Source organism: Paenibacillus mesophilus (assembly GCF_005938385.1).
Classification (GTDB): domain Bacteria; phylum Bacillota; class Bacilli; order Paenibacillales; family NBRC-103111; genus Paenibacillus_AB; species Paenibacillus_AB mesophilus.
Genome location: NZ_VCRA01000024.1, coordinates 52,131 through 78,425, shown reverse-complemented (window position 1 = coordinate 78,425; position 26,295 = coordinate 52,131). Strand labels below are relative to the sequence as shown.

18 protein-coding genes are annotated in these 26,295 nt (G+C 60.0%); 16 read left to right on the top strand and 2 right to left on the bottom strand.

What is annotated here, in order from left to right:
• Positions 1 to 192 precede the first annotated feature (192 nt).
• The gene (locus tag FE783_RS29030; protein ID WP_158302087.1) at positions 193 to 1,065 is read right to left on the bottom strand and encodes a DMT family transporter; all 873 of its coding nucleotides are present in this window, start codon (positions 1,063 to 1,065) and stop codon (positions 193 to 195) included.
• 147 nt (positions 1,066 to 1,212) lie between these two features.
• Complete coding sequence (locus tag FE783_RS29025; RefSeq protein ID WP_138882887.1) at positions 1,213 to 2,019, bottom strand: hypothetical protein; 807 nt, start codon at positions 2,017 to 2,019, stop codon at positions 1,213 to 1,215.
• A gap of 364 nt (positions 2,020 to 2,383) precedes the next feature.
• Between FE783_RS29025 and FE783_RS29020 the strand changes: the two genes are divergently transcribed.
• From FE783_RS29020 to FE783_RS28945, 16 genes are all read left to right on the top strand, one after another.
• On the top strand, positions 2,384 to 2,602 hold the full coding sequence (locus FE783_RS29020; RefSeq protein ID WP_158302086.1) for a GNAT family N-acetyltransferase: 219 nt from the start codon (positions 2,384 to 2,386) through the stop codon (positions 2,600 to 2,602).
• Between the two features lie 107 nt (positions 2,603 to 2,709).
• On the top strand, positions 2,710 to 3,630 hold the full coding sequence (locus FE783_RS29015) for a prenyltransferase (protein WP_138882885.1): 921 nt from the start codon (positions 2,710 to 2,712) through the stop codon (positions 3,628 to 3,630).
• A 53-nt stretch (positions 3,631 to 3,683) separates the two neighbouring features.
• Positions 3,684 to 4,412 (top strand): DUF6081 family protein, encoded by a 729-nt coding sequence (locus FE783_RS29010; RefSeq protein WP_138882884.1) that lies wholly within the window; start codon positions 3,684 to 3,686, stop codon positions 4,410 to 4,412.
• Positions 4,413 to 4,579: 167 nt separating this feature from the next.
• Complete coding sequence (locus FE783_RS29005) at positions 4,580 to 6,679, top strand: transglycosylase domain-containing protein (RefSeq protein ID WP_138882912.1); 2,100 nt, start codon at positions 4,580 to 4,582, stop codon at positions 6,677 to 6,679.
• A gap of 164 nt (positions 6,680 to 6,843) precedes the next feature.
• Entirely contained in the window at positions 6,844 to 8,487 is a 1,644-nt protein-coding gene (locus tag FE783_RS29000; RefSeq protein ID WP_238403297.1) for an AraC family transcriptional regulator, read from the top strand.
• Positions 8,488 to 8,578: 91 nt separating this feature from the next.
• On the top strand, positions 8,579 to 9,358 hold the full coding sequence (locus FE783_RS28995; RefSeq protein WP_138882883.1) for an alpha/beta hydrolase: 780 nt from the start codon (positions 8,579 to 8,581) through the stop codon (positions 9,356 to 9,358).
• Positions 9,355 to 10,389, top strand: a complete 1,035-nt coding sequence (locus tag FE783_RS28990; protein WP_138882882.1) for an ABC transporter substrate-binding protein — start codon at positions 9,355 to 9,357, stop codon at positions 10,387 to 10,389. The genes FE783_RS28995 and FE783_RS28990 overlap by 4 nt, the downstream gene beginning before the upstream one ends.
• Before the next feature lie 11 nt (positions 10,390 to 10,400).
• Positions 10,401 to 11,408 (top strand): FecCD family ABC transporter permease, encoded by a 1,008-nt coding sequence (locus FE783_RS28985; RefSeq protein WP_138882881.1) that lies wholly within the window; start codon positions 10,401 to 10,403, stop codon positions 11,406 to 11,408.
• On the top strand, positions 11,401 to 12,465 hold the full coding sequence (locus FE783_RS28980; protein ID WP_138882880.1) for a FecCD family ABC transporter permease: 1,065 nt from the start codon (positions 11,401 to 11,403) through the stop codon (positions 12,463 to 12,465). Before FE783_RS28985 ends, FE783_RS28980 begins: the two co-directional genes overlap by 8 nt.
• A gap of 527 nt (positions 12,466 to 12,992) precedes the next feature.
• Positions 12,993 to 13,841, top strand: a complete 849-nt coding sequence (locus FE783_RS28975) for an alpha/beta hydrolase (protein WP_138882910.1) — start codon at positions 12,993 to 12,995, stop codon at positions 13,839 to 13,841.
• Positions 13,842 to 13,925: 84 nt separating this feature from the next.
• Positions 13,926 to 14,708: a 2,3-dihydro-2,3-dihydroxybenzoate dehydrogenase gene (locus FE783_RS28970; RefSeq protein WP_138882909.1), complete on the top strand. Its 783-nt coding sequence runs from the start codon at positions 13,926 to 13,928 to the stop codon at positions 14,706 to 14,708.
• Positions 14,709 to 14,742: 34 nt separating this feature from the next.
• A complete protein-coding gene (gene dhbC, locus FE783_RS28965) occupies positions 14,743 to 15,969 on the top strand; it encodes an isochorismate synthase DhbC (protein ID WP_138882879.1) in 1,227 nt (408 codons plus the stop codon).
• A gap of 29 nt (positions 15,970 to 15,998) precedes the next feature.
• Positions 15,999 to 17,624, top strand: a complete 1,626-nt coding sequence (locus tag FE783_RS28960) for a (2,3-dihydroxybenzoyl)adenylate synthase (protein ID WP_138882878.1) — start codon at positions 15,999 to 16,001, stop codon at positions 17,622 to 17,624.
• Positions 17,625 to 17,676: 52 nt separating this feature from the next.
• Positions 17,677 to 18,645, top strand: a complete 969-nt coding sequence (locus FE783_RS28955; RefSeq protein ID WP_138882877.1) for an isochorismatase — start codon at positions 17,677 to 17,679, stop codon at positions 18,643 to 18,645.
• A 14-nt stretch (positions 18,646 to 18,659) separates the two neighbouring features.
• Entirely contained in the window at positions 18,660 to 25,889 is a 7,230-nt protein-coding gene (locus FE783_RS28950) for an amino acid adenylation domain-containing protein (RefSeq protein WP_138882876.1), read from the top strand.
• Entirely contained in the window at positions 25,873 to 26,091 is a 219-nt protein-coding gene (locus FE783_RS28945; RefSeq protein ID WP_138882875.1) for an MbtH family protein, read from the top strand. Before FE783_RS28950 ends, FE783_RS28945 begins: the two co-directional genes overlap by 17 nt.
• Positions 26,092 to 26,295: the final 204 nt, after the last annotated feature.

The following is a 26,295-nucleotide window of genomic DNA, read 5'->3' as shown; positions in this document are numbered from 1 at the left end:
AAAAGATGCATGTAATTCGGCCGTTTTTCGATTTTTTGGTCATCTTACTGGAAAACATGCATCTATTTTTGTCGATTTCGCTTGTTTGACCTGTTCGTTGATAAATTAGATGGAGGAATTCCCGTTAGCAGCTTTTTTCCGCTGTTGGCAGTCTAATTAGCTGCAGGTTTTCCATTGGCAACTTGCCGCCGCTTAAGTACGGAGCGTCTCCGCCGATTTCTTCCCGGCCGCGTTCAGTTTGAAGTTGGCCAAAGCGACACCGGACAGGATGAGCACGCCTCCTGCGATTTGGGCCGGACGTATCGGATCGCCCAGGGCGAAATAAGCGACGATGATAGCGACGAACGGCGGGATATTCATAAACATCGAGCTCGTGGACGCCCCGACGGCGGAAATGCCCCGATTCCACCAGAAGCCGGCCAATCCTTGGCCGAATATGGCGGCAGCGGCCAAAACGATCCACATGGTCGCATGCGCACTCACATGCAGATGGCCTTGAATGCCTTCCATCACTGCGGCGGGCGTCATGAGCACAGTCCCGATAACCGTCGCCAATATGGTGATGTCGTAGGAGGCCATGCTTTTGGTTAAGCGCCGTATGAACAGCAGACTGACCGACATGGCGAGCATGGCAAGAAGTAAATACACGTCGCCGTGGGAAATGCCGAGTGCTTTGCCGCCGAACAGCACGATCAACGCGACGCCCGCCAGTGCGATCAGCGAGCCTGCCAATTTGTAGACGGTAATCGATTCGCCGAGAAACAGCTTGGCGAGAAATATGGTCGCTACGGGAGACAGCGCGATAATAAGCGCAGCGTTGCCCGCCGTAGAGCTTTGCAGTCCGGTAAAGTAAAAGAACTGGTTCAGCAGCGTCCCGAAAAATCCGGCAAACAGCAGCAGGGCGATGTCCCGGCGGGTCGGCTTAAATAAGGAAGTCAGCAGCAGCCGGGAATACGATAAGAAGATGGGGGAGAAATCTCTTAACAAATAAGCGCTCGCCACATAGTTGAAGCCCCATAGCAGCGAGACGCCGAGCAGTTGGAACAAGATGATTCGTTCTTTCACATCCGGCAGCCTCCGTAATCGTTCCGATAAGTAATTATTCAAGTATAAGACCGGAATACGAAAGCCGTCAACGCAATCGCGACGCGATTTAGCGCTGAATATACGCCATATCGGCCGGAATAGCGCCAATGAAACGCTAACAAACGGTTATTTCACGACGGCAAGCATCTGGTACACCTGACGCTTGTCGCCGGGCAGACGGACCTGCTTGGCCTGAAGCTGGGAAGAGCCGTCGCCGTCGAGGAAAATGCCGTCTACCAGTTTCCGGTCCGCGAATCGCTCCTTGATGGCGGTACGGAATTGCTCGACGGTACAGCGGGTGGGAGATACGATCATATACAGCCGGTTTTGGCTATCGTACACGAGTCCCGTTCGCATATGGCCATTATCGTAAGAGGGCATTTCTTGGGCGATCATCTCCCGCCTCCAGCCCGTCTCGTCGCCGAGACTCATGCTGACGCCGCCTTGCGCCCAATAGTGCCGCTTGTCCGTCACGACCAGCTCGTCCGCTTCGGACACGATCTGTACCGTGAAACGTCGGGAGATTCCGTCCCATACGAGCGTCCCGCGTTTCAAATGGTTGTTGACGCCGGTATTGTACCATCCGGAGCCGTAGTCGCCGGGTTCGCCTTTCAGAGGTCGGCCGTTCACGACGGCGATGCTGAGGAGCGCTCCTTCCCAGAAGAAACCGCCGTTTACGCCATAATAAGGGGTTGCCGTTACATTCGAATCGATCGTCCGCAAGCTTACATTGTCCGGCGTCGTTTGAATCGTATGAAGCTCCACGCCGCCCGAGCCGTTCCATTTCTCGTACCGGTACTGCTTGGGGAAGTCCGGCCGGTTCGGCATGACGATAGGGAACAAGAGCAGTGCCATCGACACAAACAGCACCGCGGCAATAATAAGCTTATAGTAACGGGGAAACGGACGGAGACGAACGACGATAACTTTCACGGCTTCACACCTCGCGCTATGGTTTGAATTTCTATTCTAGTATACTAATAATTGCCAAATAGTATGCCTAATTACGAGAGTTCAACAGAAAGTTAATAGAAAACCGGCAAGCGCGCAGCCGCTCGGCTAGGACTAGGAGGAGCAGCATTGGCATATCGCATACGGGAATGCACGATCGGTGACATCCCCGAAGTCATTCGTCTTTCGAAACTTTGGGCGGCCGAAGGAGTAACGCGAGGTTACGAGAACGTGAATTGGACCGAAGAGAAGCTGGCTTCCAGGATAAGCGAATATTTCTGCATTGCGGAGCACGGGCAGTCGGTTGTCGCTTATGCGTTCGGGAAGGTCAAGACGGGGGACGGGAATGCCGTTATCCGGCAAGGACATTCACGAAGTGTATATCGAAGAGAGTCATCGGGCGAATGGATTAGGCACACAGCTCGTCCGGATGCTGCTGGAGAAGGCGGAAAGCAACGGGGTGCATCGGGCGACGGTCGGGTCGTCGAATCGCGATTGGCAGCCTGCGGCCCGTTTCTACGAGCAGCTCGGCTTCGGAATGTGGTATTTCCAGATGTATAAATGACGCGGCTTTTGTCGAATACCCAGCAAATAATTGTTCTTGCAGCCGTTAATATGTTTTATAATAAGGTCGGGACTTTTCGCTCATTCTACTGGAAAGGGTCATCGATCATGGACAAGCTCAAGTTTTGGATGAAGGCGTCCCGGTTTCGCGTGCTCCCTGTTATGGTCGTTCCGGTCATTCTGGGTGCCTTGGGCGCGTATGCGTGGGACGGCGCTTTCCGCCCCTTCTTGTTTCTCGTTACGCTGCTCGGTGCGGCTTCCGCCCATTTATTTTCCAATATGATCAACGATTTGTGGGATTTTCGCAACGGGGTCGATATGGTGGCGAAAGAAACGGCTGCGGCGATTTCCACGAATTCCGGTTTGTTGGCCGGCGGGGTTTTATCGGAGAAGAAATTCGGGATCGTAACGTGGGCTTTTTTCGTTGTCGCGCTGCTCTGCGGCGTCACCGTCAGTCTGTACAGCGGATGGTGGGCTCTCGTACTCGGAGCCCTCGGCGCCTTGATCGCTTATTTTTACGTGGCTCCGCCGCTCAAATTCGGTTACCGGGGCAAAGGGTACAGCGAGCTCGCGATTTTGCTGTCATTTGGCATTTTGCCCGTCATGGGCACTTATTATGTGCAAGTCGAGCAGTTCGGATACCGGCCTCTGCTGCTGTCGCTTCCGGTCGGGCTGCTCACGACGCTGATTTTGTTCAACCACCATTTCCTGCATTGGCAGGCCGACCGGCAATCCGGGAAAAGAACGCTGGTCGTCGTATGGGGGGAGAAGAAGGCGCTCGCCTTCTCGCGTCTGCTGGCCGTGCTGGCCTATTTGTCGCTGATCGTCTGTGCGGCGCTGCAGGTGCTGCCTTGGTATGCGCTGCTGGCCGTTCTCACCGCGATACCTTTGTTCCGCGTATATGGCAACATGAAGCACGAGAACGAGTCGCGGGCTTATTTGCCTTTAATGGGCGCGTCGCTTCAAGCCTCGATCCGCTGCGGCGGACTGATGGCTCTCGCCTTGCTGCTGCAAGGATTGCTGCAATAAGGAACTTTCGCATCATTGCCCGACACATTCCGATCGATGATGAGGTGGCTGACATGGAAACGCAAAAAACGTTCGGTGATTTTCATACGATATTGTCCGAAGGCGAGGTTTGGAAAATCGGCGGTTTTCCGCTGCAGGACGGCACGTTCTGGTCGTACCGCGAGCCGGATGCGGTCGTCATCGTCCGCAACGGCATCCTGTATGTCAGAGCTCCGCTTAGCCGGAAGCATGATAAAGTGCAAATATTGGACAATGCGAAGCATATGTACTATTCGGTAGAGCAGGTCGAAGTGCCGGAAGCGGGGGAAGTGAGCTTCGAGCTGCAGATGCGTGCGCGCACGCAAAATACGGCCCCAGGCGACTTGTACGATGGCTACGTTTCGCTCAATCTGCTGGATTTCTCGACGGGCGCGGCGCTCGATTACTTCGCGGGCAATGACAAGTACGCGAGCGTGTATGCGGTGCTGCCTTTCCCGGGCGTACAAGTTCCGCCGTCGGACAAGACGCGATATTTTTGCATCTTTAAAGAAGAGACGAACTTCAAAGCTCGAGAATTCAATACTTACAAAATTACGTACAACCGGAGTGCGGACGAGGCCGTATTTTTCGTAAACGGCGAGGAAGTGCGCCGGGAGCGCAACGTGCCGGTCAAATTCAACAGGTTCACGATCGCGCTAGGGATTATGACGGAGAAAGATTTGACGCCGGAAGGCAGCGTCTCGGTGCACGGGCAAACCGTCATTGCCGAGTATTCGCCGGTTACGGTGACGATTACAGAGTAAACGGATCGGTCATGAACGAATAACAGGCGTCCTGCTGTCGGGGGGCCTGTTTTTTTTGCGCTACGCGAATACCCCTCCACTCCGACCAAACGGTTCGAATATGTATGCTGATACGCACAACATATAGAAGCGTGATTCGCATTAAGGGGAGATCGGACTTGGACAAAATGATGAAGACTGCGGGCCGTGCGAGACCCGTTCGCGGGCGAGCCGAGAACAAAAAGCAATTGCGGCTGCCGCGCCTCCGAATACGCTGGCGCCTCGTGCTGATCATAGTCATAGTAGCTGCCGCGCTTGCTGTCACGGCGGCTGCGCTATGGATCCGTTCGCTCGATATCGGGAAGCTGGCGGATCCGCTGCTGGCGCCGACGCAGCTGATGGACAAGAACGGCAAGGCGGCCTCGGAAGTATCCTCTTCCAAAATTGTTCCGGTCAAGCTGGAGCAAATTCCGGTTCATTTGCGCCAAGCCGTCGTAGCCGTGGAGGACCGGCGCTTCTACGACCATTCGGGAGTGGACGGGATCGGCATCGCACGCGCGTTGTTCCGCAACTTGAAGGAAGGCGGAGTCGCCCAAGGTGGCAGCACGATTACGCAGCAGCTCGCTAAAAACATGTTTTTGTCGCATGAGCAAACGTTCAGCCGCAAGCTGACGGAAGCGGCTTACGCATACAAGATCGAGCAATCCTACGACAAAGACCGCATCCTGGAAACGTACTTGAACCAAATTTATTTCGGCGAAGGGAAGTGGGGCATCCAGCAGGCGGCCAAAACGTATTTCGGCAAAGATGTCGAGAAGCTGACGCTGACCGAGAGTGCGATGCTGGCCGCTCTGCCGAAAGCGCCGAGCCATTACTCGCCGTTCAAAAATATGGATAAGGCGCTGGAGCGGCGCAATCTCGTACTCGATCTGATGCTTACGGAAGGCTATATTACCGACGCCCAGCACCGGGCGGCGGTTATGGAGCCGATCGTCCTGAACGCACGCGGCGATGAATCGCTCCGGGGGCAATACGCATACTACCTCGATCAAGTGATCGTCGAGGCGATAGAACGTTACGGATTTACGGAGCGGCAGCTGCTGGCCGGAGGACTGCGCATCTATACGCAGCTGGATCCGTCCGTGCAGGAGGCGATGGAAGCGGCTTACCGGAACGACTCCCTTTTCCCGGGAAGCGCACAGGATCAGCCTGTACAGAGCGGCGCCGTCATTCTCGATCCTTATACGGGAGGAGTGCGCGGCATAGTCGGGGGGCGGGGGGAGCACGTATACCGGGGCTTCAACCACGCTACCCAATTGAAACGCCAGCCGGGGTCGTCCTTCAAGCCCCTGATCGTATATGCGCCTGCGATCGAACGCGGTTACAGTCCGACGTCCAGGCTGTACGACGGCCCGCTGAACATCAACGGCTACAAGCCGACCGACTGGGACCGGAGAACGCGAGGCGAAGTGACGTTGAAGGAAGCGGTAATCCGCTCGTGGAACATTCCCGCCGTCTGGCTGCTGAACGAGATCGGATTGCAGACGGGCAAAGCGTTCGTCCAGAAAATGGGCATACCGCTTGCCAAAGGGGACAACAACTTGGCGGTGGCGCTGGGCGGCTTGGAGGAAGGCGTTTCCCCGCTTCAAATGGCGCAGGCGTATGGAACGTTCCCGAACCTCGGCGTCATGATGCCGGCGCATACGATCGTGAAAATTACGACGGCGGACGGCCGCGTATTGGCCGAGGCGAAGCAGAACCCGGTAACCGTCATGTCGCCTTCCGGCGCATACGCGATGACCGGCTTGCTGCAGGACGTCGTCCGGGAAGGGACGGGGGGGCACGCCGCGTTGAACCGTCCGACCGCAGGCAAGACGGGTACGACCCAGCTGCCGGCAACGAAAGAGTTCGAAGGCGTCCCGGACGGCGCCAAGGATGCCTGGTTCGTCGGTTATACGCCGGAGCTGGTCGGGGCCGTCTGGATCGGATACGACCAGACCGACCGCAACCATTACTTGACCACCTCCGGCGGGTACAATCCGGCTCTAATATTCAAAGAAATGATGAGCGCGGTGCTTCGGGACGTTCCGCCCCTTTCGTTCAAGCAGCCGCCGCAAACGAACAACCGGGACGGCAATGCGGCTTCTCCGCCCGCGAAAGACGACAAGAAGACGCCTCCCGGCCAGTCGAAAAAGGAAGATGACGACAAGCGCAAAAACGACAAAAAGGAAAAAGAACAGGAGAAGAAAAACAAGAATAAAGAGCGGGATGAGGACGAAGACGATTAATCTAGATGAATAGACCGATCTGCCCGGAACGACGGCTTCATTCCGGGCTTTTTGTCATGCCGCCGAAACGGCGCATACGTTTTTGCTTGACCTCGCACGATACATTGTGCTACTTTTTATGATGATAATGATTCTCATTTTCAATTTGAAGGGGAGTATTTTCGTTGCGCCATACACTTCTTCATGACATGCCGATGCAGGAAGCGCTGGACGGTTTATGGATCAAGCTTCGCCGCATCGAATGGCATCGCGACGGCCGAATGGAGCTGCAGCTTATCGGCTCGCACGTGATGCTGATCGCCCGCAGCGGCGAAGGGCGGATGATCATCGATTTGAACGATTACCGGCTAAGGCCGGATACGGTCTTTTTCGCCTCGCCTGGACAGACGATAGGCGTAACCGCCGCCGGTACGGAAAGCGTCGATTTTTACGTGATTACCTTTGATGCGCGCCGGGACGGGGAACCGTCCGAGCCATTTTCGTTCCGCAGAGAAATTCCGATTTATCCCGAGAAGCGAACCGACGCCCTGTGCGAGCTCTTGTACAACTGCAGCCGCAGCGAGGATGAGGTGGAACGGTTTCGCGGACAGTCGGCATTCCAGGAATTGCTCTACTGGACGATGAAGCATATTCGGCTGCTGCCGGACAGCGATTCGAAGACCGCTCTGGAGAGAACGCGGGCTTATATCGAAAGCCACTTTCAGGAGAGCTTGACGATCGAGCAGCTGGCCCGCATGGCCGAGATCAGCCCGAAATATTATGTGGATTTGTTCAAGAAAACGTATGGCGTAAGCGCCATCGACTATGTGACCGAGGTAAGGGTGAATTGTGCCAAGCGGCTGATGATGCAGTCCGACGCCAAGCTGCGCGATATCGCCCATCAGGTCGGCTACAGCGACGAGTTTTATTTCAGCCGCAAATTCAAGCAGGCGGTCGGGGTGTCGCCTACCGTCTATACGAAGAAGCGCCGCCGCAAAATCGTGGCTTACACGTCCCCGATTCTCGGGCAGCTGCTGGCGCTCAAGATGATTCCTTATGCCGCTCCGCTTCATCCGAAATGGACGGCCTATTATCATAAAATGTACCGTTCCGACATTCCCGTCCACCTGAGCGCCTACCGGTTCAACGAGGATTGGGAAGCCAATATCGAAGCGCTGAAGCATGCGCATCCGGATATGATCATCAGCCACTCGGACAATCTTCTTCCGGATGAGAGGGAACAGCTGGAGAAGATCGCGCCGGTACACTGTATCCCCTTGAAGGAGCATACCTGGCGGGAGCAGCTGCAAATGACGGCACGGCTGCTCGATGCAACGGAGGAAGCCGACTGCTGGCTAAGCGGCTACGAACGGAAGCTGGAGGAGGCGCGCAGGCTGCTGCACCGCGGGCTGAAAGACGAAACCGTGCTCGCCATAAGCGTCTATAAACAAAGCTGTATCGTCTGTCCGGTACGGGGGATGCGCGACGTGCTGTATGGCGATTTGCGGCTGAACCCGGCCCGGGGCTTCGATAGTTCCGTCTGCAATCGCCCGATAACCGTGGAACAGCTGGCGGAGTTCGACGCCGACCGGATCATGGTGAACGTATGTCAGGAGCCCGAGTCGCTGGCCCATTGGCAGTCGCTGCAAACATCGCCGCAGTGGCTGGACTTGAAAGCCGTTCGCCGACGCCATGTGTACGGCATATCGTCCGACCCGTGGCGGGAATATTCGGCATCGGCGATCGAGCGGATGGTGGATGATGCGGTTCGGCTCTTATATGGAGATCATCCAAATGGATTCCCGGAAATAATCCATGTTCGGCGGTGACGGTGTCGATTATAATTTTGTTGAGAATCATTTTCAATTAAATGATAATCACTCTCAGTTATGACGGAATTCTCTCCAGGGAGGCCTGAAGATGAACGGCGCCATCTATTCTCACGTTTGCCAAGACAGAGCCGTCTCGGTCTATGTTCCGCCGAATTACGATAAGCTGCACGGCCGGTATCCGGTTGTATACGTTCAAGACGGCGATGAGTTGTTCGCACCCGGGTATGGCGACACCTTGACCGTTCTGGAAGCGATGTTCGACAGAGGCGAGCTCGAGCCGCTGCTGCTTGCAGGCATTGAGCCGAAGCACCGGCTCGACGAGTATACGCCGTGGCCGGCCAAAGCGCTTTCGGACAAATTCGCCGACTTCGGCGGCAAAGGCTCCGAATATATCGCCTTTGTGGGGGAGGAGCTGAAGCCGTTCATCGACCGGCAATACCGGACGAAGCCCGATCGAAGCCATACCGGCATAATCGGAGCATCGCTTGGCGGACTTATTTCGATGTATGCCGCCTATAAGCGTCCCGAGCTGTTCGGCACAATCGGCTCGCTGTCCGGTTCTTACTGGTACGAGGGCTTTGTCGAGTATATGCGGGGGAATCGCATCGTCGGCACGGACTGGCGGATGTACATGTATGTGGGGGGCGCCGAAGGCGCGCGGAAAACCGGCGTCCAGAAAGACATGGTCGCAAGAACGAAGGAAGCGTATGGACTGCTTCTGGAGCAAGGTTTGGATGGCGAGCGGGTGCGGCTTGCGATCGAGGAAGATGCCGTGCATGAACGGAGCTGTTTTATCAAGCGGTTACCGGAAGCGCTGCGGTGGATGTTTGCGCACAAAGACGATGAAGAGGAGATCGACAGACCATGAAGAAGATCATATGGGTAACGGGGTTGGCCGTCATGATGCTCGGGTTGGCCGCTTGCGGGGCGAAGGAGGAAGCAAAGCAGGCTGGCTCGACGCCGGCCGCATCGTCCGCCTCGACCAACGCGGGTGCCGGAAACGAAACGCCGGGCAAGTCTGCGGCCGCCGCGGCAGCCGATTCGGCCGCGCCCAAGAAACTGACTTACGGGGGCAAGGAATACACCGTTCCGACCAAAACGGACAAAATTGTCATTACCGGCTCGGTCGAATCGCTCGAGGATGCGCTCGTGCTTGGCGTCAAGCCGATCGGGGCTTTAACCGTAGGCGGCAAATTTCCGCCGCTGTTCGCCAAAGTTACCGATGGCGTCACCGGCATAGGGGAGAAGACGCAGCCGAGCATCGAGACGATTCTCAAGCTGAAGCCGGACGTCATTCTCGCGAGCACGAAATTTCCCGCCGAAACGTTGGAAAAGCTGGGCAAGGTAGGCACGACGATTCCGGTATCGCACATTTCGACCGATTGGGAGGCGAATCTCCATTTGCTGGCCGAGCTGTCCGGCAAGCAGGCCGAGGCGAAGAAGGCGCTGCAAACGTACAAGGACGAGCTGAAGACGGTCAAGGAGAAGCTCGGACCGGTGTTCAAGGACAAGAAGGTCGTCGCGATCCGCATACGCACCGGGAACATTTATATTTATCCGCAGGATGTATTCTTCAATCCGTCGATCTATGAGGAGCTCGGAGCGGGCGTGCCGGAGGAAGTGAAGCAGGCGAAGGCGCAGCAGCTGTTATCGCTGGAGAAATTTTCCGAGCTGAATCCGGACTATATATTCGTGCAATTCGCCGAAGACGAGAACGCGGATACGCCGAAGGCGCTCGAGGATTTGCAAAAAAATCCGATCTGGAAAAGCATTAACGCCGTGAAGAACGGAAACGTCTTCGTCAACCTGGTCGATCCGCTCGCTCAAGGCGGTACGGCCTACAGCAAGATTGCTTTCCTCGACGCGATCAAGAAGAGCAAATTGCTTCAGGCGAAGTGAGAGCGGACGTTATGCGACCAAGGCATCCCGCATCCGCTCTCATCCTGTGGAGCGCTCCGGTCGTCATCGTGCTGACGATGCTGCTGTCGATTCGATACGGCGCCAAGCATATCGAGATCGGAACGATTCGCGACGCGCTGTTCCGCTTTGACGAGGGCAATGTGAATCATCAGATCATTATGCACTCCCGGCTGCCGAGAGTGGTCGGGGCGCTGCTGGTCGGGGCTTTCCTGGCCATATCCGGCGCGCTCATGCAGGGGATGACCCGAAATTATCTGGCATCCCCTTCGATCATGGGAGTGACGGACGGGTCGGCATTCGCGATTACGCTGTGCATGGTGTTCGCGCCGAACGGCGGCTCGATGGAAATGATCTTCTATTCGTTCGCGGGCTCGGCGTTCAGCATCGTGCTCGTCTTCGGGCTGGCGTCCCTTCTGCCGGGCGGGCTGTCTCCGGTGCGGATGGCGATACTGGGCACGATTATCGGAACGTTTCTCGGCAGCGTCTCCGCGGCGCTGTCGACTTACTTTCAGGTGTCGCAGAACATAAGCTTCTGGTACAACGCCCGCCTGCATCAGATGGATCCGGGACTGATCAAGCTGGCGCTTCCGTTCGCGGCCGTCGGCATCGCCGGCGCGATTTGGATTTCCAAATCGATCTCCATCCTCGCTCTTGGCGAGGACGTCGCGGTCGGCCTGGGGCAAAAGACGGTCCGGATCAAGCTGGCCGCGACGCTGTGCGTAGTCATCCTGACCGGCATCTCGGTAGCGCTCGCCGGGAAGATCGGCTTCGTCGGGCTGATCGTCCCTCATATCGCGCGTTTCCTGGTCGGTCTCGATTACAAATCGGTCATCCCGTGCGCAGGCGTGCTCGGAGGCGTATTTCTGGCACTATGCGATGTGCTGAGCCGGTTTCTCAACTATCCGTTCGAAATGCCGATCGGAGTCGTTACCGCCATGATCGGGGTTCCGTTCTTCCTCTATTTGACCCGGACGAGGGGAGGCGGGAAGCATGCTTAACCCGGTTCGGAAGCATACTCGTGAATGGACGCGGTTCCGGAAGCGAAGCCGCTTGGCCGCTGTGCTGACCGCCTGCATAGGCCTGATGCTCGTCACCGTGTACGCCGGCTTGACCAACGGGGCGTTCGACATGACCGTCAAGGACGTGCTCGGCACTTTGCTGCGCATTCATCCGAAGCCGGATCACGATCTCGTCATTTTCGAATTCCGGCTGCCGCGCATCGGAATCGCCGCTCTAGTCGGAATGGGCTTGGGCATCGCCGGGGCGGTCATTCAGGGCATTACGCGCAACGGACTCGCCGATCCCGGCATACTGGGCATCAATGCCGGCGCCGGGGCGGCCATGGTCATTTTTTTGTTTTTTTATCAAGGCCAGATCAAAGGAACCGGCTTGGCTGCTATTATGGCGATGCCGCTGTTCGGTCTTGCCGGGGGACTGTCCGCCGCTTTGCTCATCTACGCTTTTTCCTGGAAGAACGGAAGGCTGGAGCCGCAGCGGCAGCTGCTGACCGGGATTGCCGTCGCCTCGGGAATGGGAGCCGTTTCGCTGTTTCTGACCTTGAAAATGAACGCGAAAGATTTCGAGATGGTCGCGGTATGGACATCGGGCAGCATATACAACGCGAATTGGAATTATATCGCCTCCATCGTGCCGTGGCTCGTGCTGCTCATTCCGCTGATCGTGCGCAAAACGTACATTCTCGACCTGTTCCAGCTCGACGAGGACAGTGTTCGCAGCGTAGGGGTGGCGTCGGAGAAGGAAAAGGCGGCGCTGCTGCTCGCAAGCATCGGCATCGTCAGCGCGTGCGTGTCCGTGTCCGGGGGGATCGGCTTCATCGGCTTGATGGCCCCTCACATCGCGAAGCGTCTGGTCGGCGGCGCGCATAAACGGGTCGTGCCGGTATGCGGAATGATCGGCGCGCTCATGGTCATGGTGTCCGATAATATCGGAAGAATGCTGTTCGCTCCGGCTGAATTGCCGGTCGGCATTGTCGTTGCGATTATCGGCGTGCCCTATTTCATTTTCCTGCTTTATCGCAATAAAATGCGCGGATAATCGTTCCCGCCAAGACAAGGCTACCCGATCCGTTCGGAGCCTGATTGTTCTTGGCGGGGCATTTGCTTGAAGCCGGTTTGATCGATAGCGGAACTGTATTCCGCCAAGTAGGATATTTCACGGCATATTCGGTTATTAGCGGAACTACAATACGCTAAACCATTGATTTTGTGCTTCAATGGCGGTAAGTAAGCTGAATAATGGATACTAGTTCCATTATTTGTTTGGCAAACTTATTTCATGGGTCGATAGCGGAATACAGTTCCGTTAGCTATCTTTAAGCGAAAGGGCCCTCCAACACGTTAACGTAGGGCTGCACACCATTGGACCGTCCGGGCGTTTTTCCCGGGCTTTTTTTTGTTGCTTCCGGCATTTCCGGAAATTGTGAAACCGCAGTTCAGGATATTGTCCATGGTCGTGTAACGGGAGCTGCATTATAATTGTGAATGATAATCATTATCATCAAATTCCTTTGGAAACACAATCATTTGGTGCGGAGAGGATGGGATTGGTTGACTGACTATCAAATGCAGCAGATCGCAAGCAAGCTTCCGCCGAGCGAAGGTGAGGTCGTCTTACCGGGAACGGAGCAGCGCTACATGCGATCGAGCGTGGGCGGCAGGGAATATCGCATATCGGTGGCGATGCCTGCGGAAAGCCCTCCGCCGGCCGGATTTCCGGTCATTTACTTGCTGGATGCGAATTCCGTATTCGGCACAATGGTAGAAGCGATTCGCGTGCAAGGGGGGCGGCCGGAGAAAACAGGCGTGGCTCCCGCGGTCATTGTCGGCATCGGCTATCGTACCGATGCGCCCTTCGCGCCTTCCCGGTATTACGATTTTACGCTTCCCGCCGCCGATTCCGAGCTGCCGGTCCGGCCGGACGGCCGCCCTTGGCCCGAGCACGGGGGAGCGGATTCGTTCCTCACGTTTCTCGAGAACGATTTGATGCCGACTATCGAGAGCGAGTATCCGATCGACCGAAGCCGCCGCACCCTATTCGGCCACTCGCTTGGCGGACTGTTCGTCCTGCACACGCTGTTTACAAAGCCTTCGGCGTTCCGCACGTATGTGGCGGGGAGCCCTTCCATCCATTGGAATAAGGCGCAATTGAGGCGGGAGGAAGAGCAGTTCCTTGCCTGTCCGGAGCGCGAGCCCTTCGATGCCGCGCTTCTGATTGCCGCCGGCGAGCTGGAGAACACCCATAAGAGCGGCATGAACCGGAATGCCAAGGAGCTGGCGGAACGGCTTTCCGTCTTGGCCGACCGCGGGCTGCGGGTGGAATATAAGGAATTCGAAGGCGAAGGCCATATTTCCGTTTTACCGGTTCTCGTAAACCGGGCGATTCGGTTCGCGCAGCGGAGCGGAAGCTTCTGAGTTTGGGGGCGGCGCGAGCTGAAAGAGCACATGAAAGTTGGCAGCGGGAACGCGCCAATACAACCGGGAAGGGAATAGGGAATGATGGACGATCCGGGAATAAAGGGAAAGGTTGCGCTTGTAACGGGAGCCGCGCAAGGCATCGGAGCAGCGGTGGCGCGCGCGTTTGCCGAGCATGGCGCCCATGTGGCGGCGCTTGACCGCCATGCCGAACGGCTCGAGGCAGCCGTGGCCGGGCTATCGGGCGAAGGCTTCCGCATCCGTGCTTATCCGGCGGACGTAAGCGACAGCGTCGCCGTGGAGCAGGCGGTAGAACGGATCGAGAGCGAGCTTGGTCCGATCGGCATATTGGCCAATGTGGCGGGCGTCCTGCGGCCCGGGCCGATCGGGCGGATGAGCGACGAAGACTGGGCGGCTACTTTCGCGGTCAATGCGACCGGCGTATTTTACGTATCCCGCTCCGTCGTCGGACGCATGGCGCAGCGCCGAAGCGGATCGATCGTCACCGTCAGCTCCAATGCCGCCGGAGTGCCGCGCATGCAGATGGCCGCCTATGCGGCGTCCAAGGCGGCGGCGACGATGTTTACGAAATGTCTCGGGCTGGAATATGCCGCCTCCCGTATCCGCTGCAATATCGTATCGCCGGGCTCGACGGACACGGACATGCAGCGCTCGCTATGGCAGGACGAGGCGAACGGGGCTCTTCTGGCCATCGCCGGTTCGCCGGAGTCGTATAAGCTGGGTATTCCGCTCGGCAGAATGGCTTCGCCCGCAGATATCGCCTATGCGGTCGTATTTATGGCTTCGGATCGCGCCCGGCATATTACGATGCAGGATTTGCGCGTTGACGGCGGCGCCACCCTATAAAGTTGTACTCCATATTGAAGGGAGCTTACGGAACATGATCCATGCTTCAGAAGAACTCGCCATCCGGCTGCTGGACGACTATCGGGCGGGCTCGTCGTTCTTCTTGTCATCTTCGCGGCACACGTTGCTCGCGGAGGGTGCGATCGCGGCCGTGCCGCGGGAGAGCGGGCCCGGCGCGCTTGAGAGGCTGCCGAAGCGCGTAGCCGCGCTGCTTGGCGCCATCCGGCCTCCCGGCTATGGATCGCCGGTCGTCGTGGGCGCCATACCGTTCGACCATGCCGCGCCGGCTCAGCTCGTCGTACCGGCCTCGCTCCGCCGGGCCGGACCTCTTAACTTCGGCACAGCGGAACGGATGGGACGGCCGCCGGCGACAGCCGCCTGCACAATCCGTCCGGTACCGGAGCCGGAGCTTTACGTTCGCGGCGTTGAACGGGGGCTTACGCGGCTGCGTGCCGGCGAACTCGATAAAATCGTGCTTTCCCGTTCGCTGCATCTGAGCTCGCCGACAGACGTCGATATCGGACAGCTTCTGCGCCGCCTGGCCGGTCACAACGCCCTCGGCTACACGTTCGCCGTCGATCTGCCCGCCCGGGATACGGAGCCGGCCCGTCAGGACGTCCTAGACCGCTCTTTAAGCCGCCGTACGCTGATCGGGGCGAGCCCGGAGCTGCTCGTATCGCGAACGGGCCTGCGGGTGACGGCCAATCCGCTCGCGGGATCCGCGCCGCGCAGCGACGACCCCGCCGAAGATCGCCGGAGAGCTTGCGCACTGCTCGATTCTCCCAAAGATCTTCACGAGCATGCGGTCGTCGTCGACGCGGTGGCGGCAGCATTGCGGCCATACTGCCGCAAGCTCGACGTGCCTGCCAAGCCATCCCTGGTACAAACCGCCGCGATGTGGCATTTGTCCAGTGAAATACATGGCGAGCTTGTCGACGGCGCGACATCGTCGCTTGCACTGGCGGTCGCGCTGCATCCGACGCCGGCGGTATGCGGAGCTCCGACCGAGCTGGCCAGGGAGGCCATCCGCGAGCTCGAGCCGTTCGACCGCGGCTATTATACGGGGATGGTCGGCTGGTGCGACGCGGCGGGAGACGGGGAATGGATCGTCACGATCCGCTGCGCCGAGGTTGCGGACCGTTCGCTCCGCTTGTTCGCGGGTGCCGGCATCGTCGCCGAATCGAGCGCCGCCGCGGAGCTGGCGGAAACGTCAGCCAAGTTCCGCACGATGCTTTCCGCTATGGGACTTGCCTACGAATGACCGACATGACTTTTGGGGAGGGATGATTAATGATGCCGACATGGCCCGCATGGCCGAAAGCTTTTGCCGACCTATACCGGGAGACGGGCTGCTGGCGAGGCGAGACGTTCGGGAATATGCTGCGGGAGCGTGCGAAAACGCACGGAGGGAGCATCGCCGTCGTCGCCGGCGAAACCCGGCTGACCTACGCCGAGCTTGACGAGCGAGCCGACCGTTTGGCGGCGGGGTTCCATGCGCTCGGAATCGGGCCGGGGGACCGGGTCGTGCTGCAGCTGCCGAACATCGCCGCGTTCGTCGAAGCCTGCTTCGCGTTGTTCCGACTCGGGGCTTTGCCCGTATTCGCGCTGCCGACGCATCGCAGCAGCGAAATCGCCTATTTTTGCGAGTTCGCCGAAGCCGTGGCTTATCTCGTTCCCGACGTGCACGACGGCTTCGATTACCGGGGGCTGGCGAGGCAGGTGCAGGGCAAATGCCCGATGCTCCGTCATATAATCGTCGCCGGCGATCCCGGCGAATTTACATCGCTTGAAGGTTTGTACGCCGAGCCGATTAACATGCCGGGACCAAGCCCGGCCGACGTCGCTTTCATGCAGCTGTCGGGAGGAAGCACCGGGCTGCCCAAACTGATCCCGCGCACGCATGACGATTACATATACAGTCTGCGGACAAGCGCCGACATATGCCGTCTGGACCGCTCAAGCGTCTATATGGCGGCCCTCCCCGCTGCGCATAACTTTCCGCTCAGCTCGCCCGGCATACTCGGGACGCTGTACACCGGAGGCAAAATCGTGTTGGCGCCCAGACCGAGTCCGGACGAAGCGTTCCCGCTCATCGCCCGGGAGGGCGTCACGATAACGGCGCTCGTGCCTCCGCTCGCCTTGATCTGGATGGAAGCGGCGGAGGCGCGCCGACACGATCTGTCCAGCCTTCGGGTGCTTCAGGTCGGAGGGGCCAAATTCAGTCCGGAAGCCGCCGCACGGGTAAGGTCCGTGCTCGGGTGCACGCTGCAGCAAGTTTACGGAATGGCCGAAGGGCTGGTCAATTATACGCGACTGGACGATCCCGAGGAAGTCATCATCCATACCCAGGGCAGACCGATGTCGCCCTATGACGAAATCCGCGTGGTGGATGAGGAGGACCGGGAAGTCGGAGAGGGTGAAACAGGGCATCTGCTCACCCGCGGGCCTTATACGATACGCGGTTATTACAACGCCGAGGCGCATAATGCCAAAGCGTTTACGAGCGACGGGTTTTATCGCACCGGCGATCTCGTCCGGCTGGCGCCGAATGGCTGTCTCGTCGTGGAGGGGAGAGCCAAAGATCAGATTAACCGCGGCGGAGAGAAGGTGGCGGCCGAGGAGATCGAGAACCACTTGCTCGCCCATCCGAACGTGCACGATGCGGCCGTCGTGTCGATGCCCGACGAGTTTCTGGGTGAGCGGACCTGCGCCTTCATCATTCCCCGCGGCAGGACACCCGCTGCCGGTGAGCTGCGAGCGTTTCTGCGCGAGCGCGGGCTGGCCGCCTACAAGCTCCCCGACCGGGTGGAGATAACCGACCGATTCCCGCAAACCGCGGTTGGAAAAGTAAGCAAAAAAGCGCTGCGCGAGACGATCGCCGCCAAGCTGCAGCCACGGGCCGCAAGCGATGCGTAAGGTAGTGGCTGAGGATCATTACAGGATACCATACGGGAAAAGAGGGATTCACATGGCGCTACCCGCCATTTTGCCATATGTGATGCCGACGGCATCCGATTTGCCGATCAATAAAGTTTCATGGAAGCCTGATGCCGGACGCGCGGCTCTGCTTATCCACGACATGCAGCAATATTTTCTCGACGCTTTCAGCGCCAGACAGTCTCCCGTCGCGGAGCTGCTCGCCCATATTCGTCTGCTGCGCGACCGGTGCGCCGAGCTGGGCATTCCGGTCATTTACACGGCGCAGCCAGGCGGACAGACGCCGGAGCAGCGGGCTTTGCTGCAAGATTTCTGGGGGCCTGGCATCAACGACGGGCCTTACCAGAAACGGATCGTGGACGAGCTTGCGCCTCGAGAGGGAGATATCGTGCTGACTAAGTGGCGGTACAGCGCCTTCCGCAAAACGAATTTGCTGGAGCTGCTACAGGAAGCCGGGCGCGACCAGCTAATCGTCTGCGGAATATATGCCCATATCGGCTGTCTGCTGACGGCGTGCGACGCCTTCATGCAGGACGTACAGCCGTTCTTCGTCGCCGACGCCGTGGCGGACTTCAGTGCCGACCATCATCGCATGGCTCTGACTTATGCGGCCGAGCGCTGTGCCGTCGTCTTGTCCGCGGAGCGCCTGCTGGACGAACTGCGGCCGGAAGGGGCGACGGGACGCGAAGCAGGGGAAGGAACCGCGGAGGGGCGGCCGTCTGACGATGGGGTCGCTCCGGCGCTGTCGATCCGGCACCTCCGCGAGCAGGTTGCCGAGCTTGTCGGCGAAGCGCCGACCGCCATCGGGGCGGAAGACAATTTGATCGACCACGGTCTCGATTCGATCCGCATGATGAGCCTCGTGGAACGGTGGCGCCGAGTCGGGGCGGACGTTTCCTTCGTGGAGCTGGCCGAGCGTCCGACGCTCGACGCGTGGTGGAGCTTGCTGTCGTCCCGGACGCACTCGGCGATACCGAATGCGGACTATTTCGCGGTATGAAGGAGGCGGCATGTGTGTCTGATTTTCACGATAACCGCTGGCCCTTAACCGGAGCTCAGTCCGGCATATGGTTCGCCCAGCGGCTCGATCCGGAAAACCCGATTTTCAATACGGGAGAATACATAGAGATCGAAGGTCCGGTCCGCGAGGACCGGTTCGAGGAGGCGCTGAGGCAAGCGGTCGCGGAAGCGGATACGCTTCACCTCCGCTTCGGAGAAGATGAGGACGGTCCATGGCAGACGGTTGCGCCAGTCGCCGGCTGGCCGTTACACAGGATGGACGTAAGCGGCGAGCCGGAGCCTCGGAAGGCAGCGGAGGCATGGATGAAGGCGGATTTGGCCCGCCCCGTCGACTTGGGCGGCGGTCCGCTCTTTACCGAAGCGCTGTTCCGGCTGGCGCCCGACCGGTATATGTGGTACCAGCGCGTCCATCATATCGCGTTGGACGGATTCGGTTTCTCGCTGATCGCCCGCCGGGTCGCCGAGCTGTATACGTCGCTTGCGGGCGGCAAGCCTTGCGGCGAACGGAGCTTCGGCGCCCTGCGGCAAATCGTGGAGGAGGACGGGATATACCGCGCTTCCGCCAAACTGGAGGAGGACCGGCAATTCTGGCTCGGACGGTTCGTTGACGAGCCTGCCGCGGTCAGTCTGGCGGACCTTGCGCCGCGGACGTCCCGGACGTTCCTGCGGCGTACCGCCACGCTACCGCCGGAAATAGCCGAACGGCTGCGCGAGGCCGCCCGGCGCATGGGTGCGAGCTGGTCAGACGTCGTAATCGCCGCTGTGGCGGTTTACGTGCATCGGCTGACCGGGTCGCCGGACATTATTTTGGGATTGCCGATGATGGGACGGCTCGGCTCGGTTTCGCTGCGCATTCCCGGCATGGTCGTGAACTTGCTCCCGCTAAGACTGTCGGTACGCCCGGATATGGCGCTGTCGGAGCTGGTCGGCCAGACGGCCGGAGAAATACGCGCGATTCGCGCCTATCAAGGGTATCGCCACGAGCAGCTGCGCCGCGATTTGAAGCTGCTCGGCGACAACCGGCGGCTGTTCGGCCCGCAAATCAACGTGATGCCGTTCGACTACGCCCTCAGCTTCGCCGGCTGCAAAGGCACGACGCACAATTTGTCGGCAGGTCCGGTGGGCGACTTGGCAATCAATGTATACGACCGGTCCGACGGCGGCGGCCTGCGGATCGACGTGGACGCGAATCCCGCAGCGTACAGTGCGGACGAATTGGAAGCCCACCAGCGGCGGTTTATCCGGTTTCTCGACACGCTGACGGCTGCCGCGGCGAAAAGCCCGGAGCGGCCAGTCGGGCGGATCGAGCTCCTTCTTCCCGAGGAGCGCCATCAAGTCATAACGGCGTGGAATAATACGGATCACGCCTTGCCGCGAACGTGCGTGCCTGATCTGTTCGAGGCGCAGGCGGCCCGAACGCCGGAGGCGATTGCCCTGGAATATGACGGCGCGGCGATGACCTACGCCGAATTGAACGAACGCGCCGGCCGGCTTGCCCGGCTGCTGCTTGCCCGGGGAATCGGGCCGGAGCGAATCGTCGCTCTGGCGTTGCCCCGATCGGCGGACATGGTCGTCGCGCTGCTGGCCGTACACAAGACCGGCGGGGCCTACTTGCCGCTCGACCCCGACTATCCGGCCGACCGGCTGGCCTATGTGCTAGAAGACGCACAAGCGGCGTGCATCGTTACGAACACGGATACCGGCTTCCGCTTGCCGGAAGACGGTATCGAGGCGGCTCGCATCGTGCTCGACGATCCGTCCACGGAGGCCGAATTGGAGGCGTATGAAGCTGAAGAGCGGGAAACCGCTCCGCGTACCCGTCTGCTATCGCCGCACCATCCGGCTTACGTCATCTATACGTCGGGCTCCACGGGCCGGCCGAAGGGTGTTGTCGTTACACACGGAAATTTGCTCAACTTTTTGGAGTCGATGCAAAGACTGTTTTATCTTGACGGCGAAGACCGGCTGCTGGCGGTGACGACAATCGCTTTCGACATCGCCGTTCTCGAGCTGCTGCTGCCGCTCATCCGCGGCGCCCGTATCGTACTCGTCCGCAAGGAGACGATTCAGGACACGCCGGCTTTGGCGAAGCGGATCGCGGGCAGCGGGGCGACGATCATGCAGGCGACGCCGACGCTCTGGCACGCGCTCGTGTCACACGATCCCGAGTGCATTCGGGGACTGCGCGCGCTAGTCGGGGGCGAGGCGCTGCCGATCGGATTGAAGCTGGCGCTGGAGGCTGTCGATTGCCGGGTGACGAATTTGTACGGACCGACCGAGACGACGGTTTGGTCAACCGCCGCACTGCTGCTTGCCGAGCGGGCGGGAACGCCGCCGATCGGCCGGCCGATCCACAATACGCGAATGTACGTGCTCGATGGCGGCCTGCTGCCGGTTCCTCCGGGTGTCGTCGGCGATCTGTACATTGCCGGCTCCGGTTTGGCCCGCGGTTATTTGGGGCGGCCGGACTTGACCGCCGATCGGTTCGTGGCCGACCCGTTCGGACCTCCGGGCACGCGGATGTACCGGACGGGCGATCTGGCCCGCTGGCTTCCCGACGGCTCGCTGGACTATGCCGGACGATCCGACCATCAGATCAAAATCCGCGGCTTCCGCATCGAGCCGGGCGAGATCGAAGCGCTTCTCGCGCGGCATCCGGCTATCGCGCAGGCTACGGTTGCGGTGCGCGAGGATCAGCGCGGCGACAAGCGTCTCGTCGCCTATGCCGTTCCCGCCGAGGGGGCGGTGATCGACCCGGCCGAGCTGCGCCGCCGCGTCTCCGCCGGTTTGCCCGACTATATGGTGCCTTCCGCGTTCGTGATACTGGACGAGCTGCCCTTGACCCCTAACGGCAAAATCGACCGCAAGGCGCTGCCTGCTCCCGACATGTCCGCCGCGGCAGCCGGCCGGGCACCGCGGACGCCGCAGGAGGAAATGCTGTGCGTCCTGTTCGCCGAGGTGCTCGACTTGCCCAAAGTCGGCATTGACGACGGTTTTTTCGATCTCGGCGGCCATTCGCTGCTTGCAGGACGGTTGACGGCGCGTATTCGCGAGGCGTTCGGCGTAGAGTTGGGTATCGGCCAGCTTTTCGAAGCGCCGACCGCGGCTGGCTTGGCCAAGCGGCTCGATCAGGCGCATGCGGCCCGGCCGGCGGTGAAGCCCGCGGTGCGGCCGGAGCATATTCCGCTTTCGTTTGCCCAGCGCAGGCTGTGGTTTCTGTATTGCATGGAAGGGCCGAGTCCGACCTACAACATTCCGCTCATCGTCCGTCTGACCGGTCCGCTGGATCGGGAGGCGCTTGCCGCCGCTCTCGTCGATGTGGCCGGTCGGCATGAACCGCTGCACACGATTTTCCCGCAAACGGCAGGCACGGTACGACAGCATGTGCTGCCTGTTGATGTGGCGCGGCCTGTTCTGCACGTATCGGATATTGCCGAAGAAGGACTGTCCGAGGCGCTTGCCGCCGCCGTGCGCTACAGCTTCGAGCTGTCTCGGGAGCCGGCGTTCCGCGCCGAATTGTTCGAACAGTCCGGCAACGAGCGGGTTCTGCTTTTGGTCGTGCACCATATCGTCGGCGACGGCTGGTCGTTGACGCCGCTCGCCCGCGATTTGGCCGCCGCCTACGCGGCGCGCCGCCGGGGCGAGGCTCCCGCGTGGACGCCGCTGCCCGTGCAGTACGCCGATTATGCGCTCTGGCAGCAGCAGCTGCTCGGCAGCGAGAACGATGCGGACAGTCTGATCGCAAAGCAGCTGGCCTTCTGGAGCGGGGCGCTGCGCGGCCTGCCGGAGCAGCTCGAGCTGCCTGCCGACCGTTCGCGGCCGTTAGAGGCTAGCTATCTCGGCGGCACGGTCGATTTCCGGATCGAGTCCAAGCTGCACGATCGTCTGCTCGGGCTGGCCCGCGACGGCCGTGCGAGTCTGTTCATGGTGCTGCAGTCGGCATTGGCCGCCCTGCTTACCCGGCTTGGCGCAGGCACCGATATCCCGATCGGCTGTCCGATCGCCGGCCGCAGCGACGACGCGCTGGACGAGCTTGTCGGATTGTTCGTCAATACGCTCGTGCTCCGTACCGACACGTCCGGCGATCCGACCTTCCGCGAGCTGATCGCCAAAGTACGGGAGGCGGACCTGGCCGCCTACGAGCATCAGGACGTGCCGTTCGAACGACTCGTCGAAGTGCTGAACCCGATCCGTTCCCGTTCCCGGCATCCGTTGTTCCAAGTGATGCTGGTGCTGCAAAATACGCCGGACGCCGTACTGGATATGCCGGATCTGGATACAAGTCTGCGCATCGGCGGCGTCGGCTCGGCGAAGTTCGATTTGACGGTTGAGCTCGGCGAGCGTCGTACGGCGGACGGGGCAGCCGACGGTCTGGACGGTCTTGTCGAGTACAGCGCGGATCTGTTCGAGCCCGCCACCGCCCGGACGATGGCCGAGCGGTTCGTCCGCCTGCTGGAAGCGGCCTCGGCCAACCCCGATGTGCCGATCGGAAGTCTGGACATATTGGCGCCCGATGAGCGCGCGCATATGCTCGCCGAATGGAGGGAATGCGCCGTGTCCCGGCCCGATGCGAACCTGCCGGAGCTGTTCGAGGCGCAGGCGGCGCGCAATCCCGAGTCGGTCGCTGTCGTATGCGGAGACGAGGCGCTCAGTTACGACGAGTTGAACCGCAGTGCGAACCGGCTGGCTCATCGGCTGATCGCGCAAGGGGTCGGACCGGAACAAGTCGTCGCACTCGCTCTGCCGAGATCCGCGGAGCTCGTAATCGGACTGCTGGCCGTGCTGAAGGCCGGGGCGGCGTACTTGCCGCTGGACCCGGAATATCCGCAAGACCGTCTGGCTTTCATGCTCCGGGATGCAACGCCAGCTTGCATGATCGCTGACAGGCAGACCGTCACCAAGCTGCCCGGGGACAGGGCGGTTCGGGTGCTCGTGCTCGACGAGCCGCAGACGATCGCCGAACTCGGCAATTACCCGGACACCGATCCGACGGATGCCGATCGCACGGACCGTCTGTCGCCGCTTAGCCCCGCCTATATCATCTACACGTCGGGCTCTACGGGAGTCCCGAAGGGCGTCGTCATCCCGCATGCGAACGTCGTCCGGCTGTTCGGCGCGACGGAAAGCTGGTACGGCTTCGGCCCCGACGATGTATGGACGCTGTTCCATTCGTATGCGTTCGATTTTTCCGTGTGGGAGCTTTGGGGCGCGCTGCTGTACGGCGGCCGTCTCGTCGTCGTGCCGCATACGCTCAGCCGCTCGCCTGCCCAGTTTTTGCGCCTACTCGCGGACGAGCGCGTAACGGTTCTTAACCATACGCCGTCCGCGTTTTATCAGCTGATGCAGGCCGATTCCGAGCATCCGGCCGTAGGCCGGGAGCTGTCGCTGCGCTATGTCATCTTCGGCGGCGAAGCGCTCGAGCTCGGTCGTCTGGCGGACTGGTACGGGCGCCATGAGGACGACGCCCCGACGCTCGTCAACATGTACGGCATTACCGAGACGACAGTGCACGTCAGCTACAAGGCGCTCAACCGGCACGCCGCCGAACTCGGGGCATCGAGTCTCATTGGCGTGCCGATACCGGATTTGCGCGTATACGTGCTTGACGGTCGCCTGCAGCCGGTACCTAGGGGTGTTGCCGGAGAAATGTATGTCGGCGGGAGCGGGCTGGCTCGCGGCTATTCGGGGCGGCCGGGCTTGACGGCCGAGCGCTTCGTCGCCGACCCGTTCGGCCCCCCGGGCTCCCGCATGTACCGGACCGGCGATCTCGCCCGCCGTCTGGCCGACGGCTCGCTCGACTATATCGGGCGCGCCGATCAGCAGGTGAAAATCCGCGGCTTCCGGATCGAGCCGGGCGAGATCGAGGCGGTGCTGTCGCGCCATCCCGCCGTCGCCCAAGCCGTCGTCGTCGTGCGCGAAGACAAGCCCGGCGATAAGCGTCTGGCCGCTTATATCGTTCCCGTCCAAGGAGTCGTTCCCGATCCGTCCGAGCTTCGCCGGCATGTCATGGGCAGCTTGCCGGACTACATGGTGCCTTCCGTGTTCACAACGATTGCGGCATTGCCGTTGACATCCAACGGCAAGCTGGACCGCAAGGCGCTGCCGGCACCGGATATAAGCGTGACCGCCGGCGGCCGAGGTCCCCGCACGCCGCGCGAGGAGGTGTTGTGCGACCTGTTCGCCGAAGTGCTGGACCTGCCGCGGGTAAGCATCGACGACGGCTTCTTCGATCTCGGCGGCCATTCGCTGCTCGCGGTTCGCCTGATGAGCGGCATCCGCGATGCGCTTGGCGTCGAGCCGGGCATCGGCCTGCTGTTCGAATCGCCGACCGTAGCCGGTCTTGCCGAACGGCTGGAGACGGGAGATAGCCAAGGAGCGCTCGACGTGCTGCTGCCGCTCAGGACGAGGACGAACACGGAGCGCCTCCCGCTGTTCTGCGTTCACCCGGCAGGAGGCTTGAGCTGGTGCTACGCCGGTCTGATCAAGGCGCTCGGCTCGGACGTGCCGATCTACGGGCTGCAGGCGAGGGGCATTGGCAGGCGGGAGGAGCTTCCCGGTACGCTTGAGGAGATGGCGGCCGACTACATCGCCCACATCCGTGCCGTTCAGCCGGTCGGCCCCTATTGCTTGCTCGGCTGGTCGCTCGGGGGGAATGTCGCCCAGGCGATTGCCGTCCAGCTGCAGAGCGAGGGCGAGGAGATCGCTTTACTCGCGATGCTCGACGCTTATCCAAGCCATTTTCTGCCGCTCAAGGGAGGACCGGATGAGGAGGAGGCGCTCATTGCGCTGCTGGCGCTAGGCGGCTACGATCCCGACGGGATGGGGGACGAACCGTTGACGCAGGCGGCGGCAGTCGAAATTCTTCGCCGCGACGGCAGCGCGCTCGCCAGTTTGGAAGAAGCGACGATCATGAATTTGAAAGAAACTTACGTCAACTCGGTTCGCCTGCTGGGAGCATACATTCCGGGCAACTACAAGGGAGACCTGCTGTTTTTCCGCTCGACCGTCATTCCGGACTGGTTCGAACCGATCGAGGCGGAAACGTGGGCCCCTTATATCGAAGGGCGCATCGAGCGGCACGATATCGAGTGCAGGCATAAGGATTTGTGTCAGCCGGGGCCGCTTGCCGAGATCGGACAGGTGCTCGCCGCGAAGCTGAACGGCTTGCAGGGCGAAACATCGCGACCGAATGGGAGGGAAATGATCTATGAGCAATCCTTTTGAACAAGTGGATGGCGTGTATCACGTGCTGGTCAACGCCGAAGAACAGTATTCGCTGTGGCCTGCTTTCGTGGACGTGCCGGCAGGCTGGACCGTCGTCTGCGAGCGGCAAAGTCGCCAAGCCTGTCTCGACTTTATCGGCGCGCAATGGACCGACATGCGGCCGCTCAGCTTGCGGCAATCTTTAAATCCTTTACAGAACTAAAGCGTAAGGGATCCTATTTACTGGAAATTTGGATATTAGCGTGAACGAACCAAACTTCAGTATTACTGAACTCTGTTTCGCTAATCGCTTGCCAGATGGGCGGATTCAGCAAATAGCGATCCAAATTTCATTAATACCGAACCTATGTTCAGTAATAGTAACTCCAGGTTCATTGTTCCTCCAACAGCCCAAGTAGTGGAGCCA

Bases quoted from the DNA above. Each gene is read 5' to 3' on its own strand.
- FE783_RS29020 (WP_158302086.1), top strand. From the start codon at position 2,384: ATGCCGTTATCCGGCAAGGACATTCACGAAGTGTATATCGAAGAGAGT.
- FE783_RS29015 (WP_138882885.1), top strand. From the start codon at position 2,710: ATGGACAAGCTCAAGTTTTGGATGAAGGCGTCCCGGTTTCGCGTGCTC.
- FE783_RS29010 (WP_138882884.1), top strand. From the start codon at position 3,684: ATGGAAACGCAAAAAACGTTCGGTGATTTTCATACGATATTGTCCGAA.
- FE783_RS29005 (WP_138882912.1), top strand. From the start codon at position 4,580: ATGATGAAGACTGCGGGCCGTGCGAGACCCGTTCGCGGGCGAGCCGAG.
- FE783_RS28995 (WP_138882883.1), top strand. From the start codon at position 8,579: ATGAACGGCGCCATCTATTCTCACGTTTGCCAAGACAGAGCCGTCTCG.
- FE783_RS28990 (WP_138882882.1), top strand. From the start codon at position 9,355: ATGAAGAAGATCATATGGGTAACGGGGTTGGCCGTCATGATGCTCGGG.
- FE783_RS28985 (WP_138882881.1), top strand. From the start codon at position 10,401: ATGCGACCAAGGCATCCCGCATCCGCTCTCATCCTGTGGAGCGCTCCG.
- FE783_RS28980 (WP_138882880.1), top strand. From the start codon at position 11,401: ATGCTTAACCCGGTTCGGAAGCATACTCGTGAATGGACGCGGTTCCGG.
- FE783_RS28975 (WP_138882910.1), top strand. From the start codon at position 12,993: ATGCAGCAGATCGCAAGCAAGCTTCCGCCGAGCGAAGGTGAGGTCGTC.
- FE783_RS28970 (WP_138882909.1), top strand. From the start codon at position 13,926: ATGGACGATCCGGGAATAAAGGGAAAGGTTGCGCTTGTAACGGGAGCC.
- dhbC (WP_138882879.1), top strand. From the start codon at position 14,743: ATGATCCATGCTTCAGAAGAACTCGCCATCCGGCTGCTGGACGACTAT.
- FE783_RS28960 (WP_138882878.1), top strand. From the start codon at position 15,999: ATGATGCCGACATGGCCCGCATGGCCGAAAGCTTTTGCCGACCTATAC.
- FE783_RS28955 (WP_138882877.1), top strand. From the start codon at position 17,677: ATGGCGCTACCCGCCATTTTGCCATATGTGATGCCGACGGCATCCGAT.
- FE783_RS28945 (WP_138882875.1), top strand. From the start codon at position 25,873: ATGAGCAATCCTTTTGAACAAGTGGATGGCGTGTATCACGTGCTGGTC.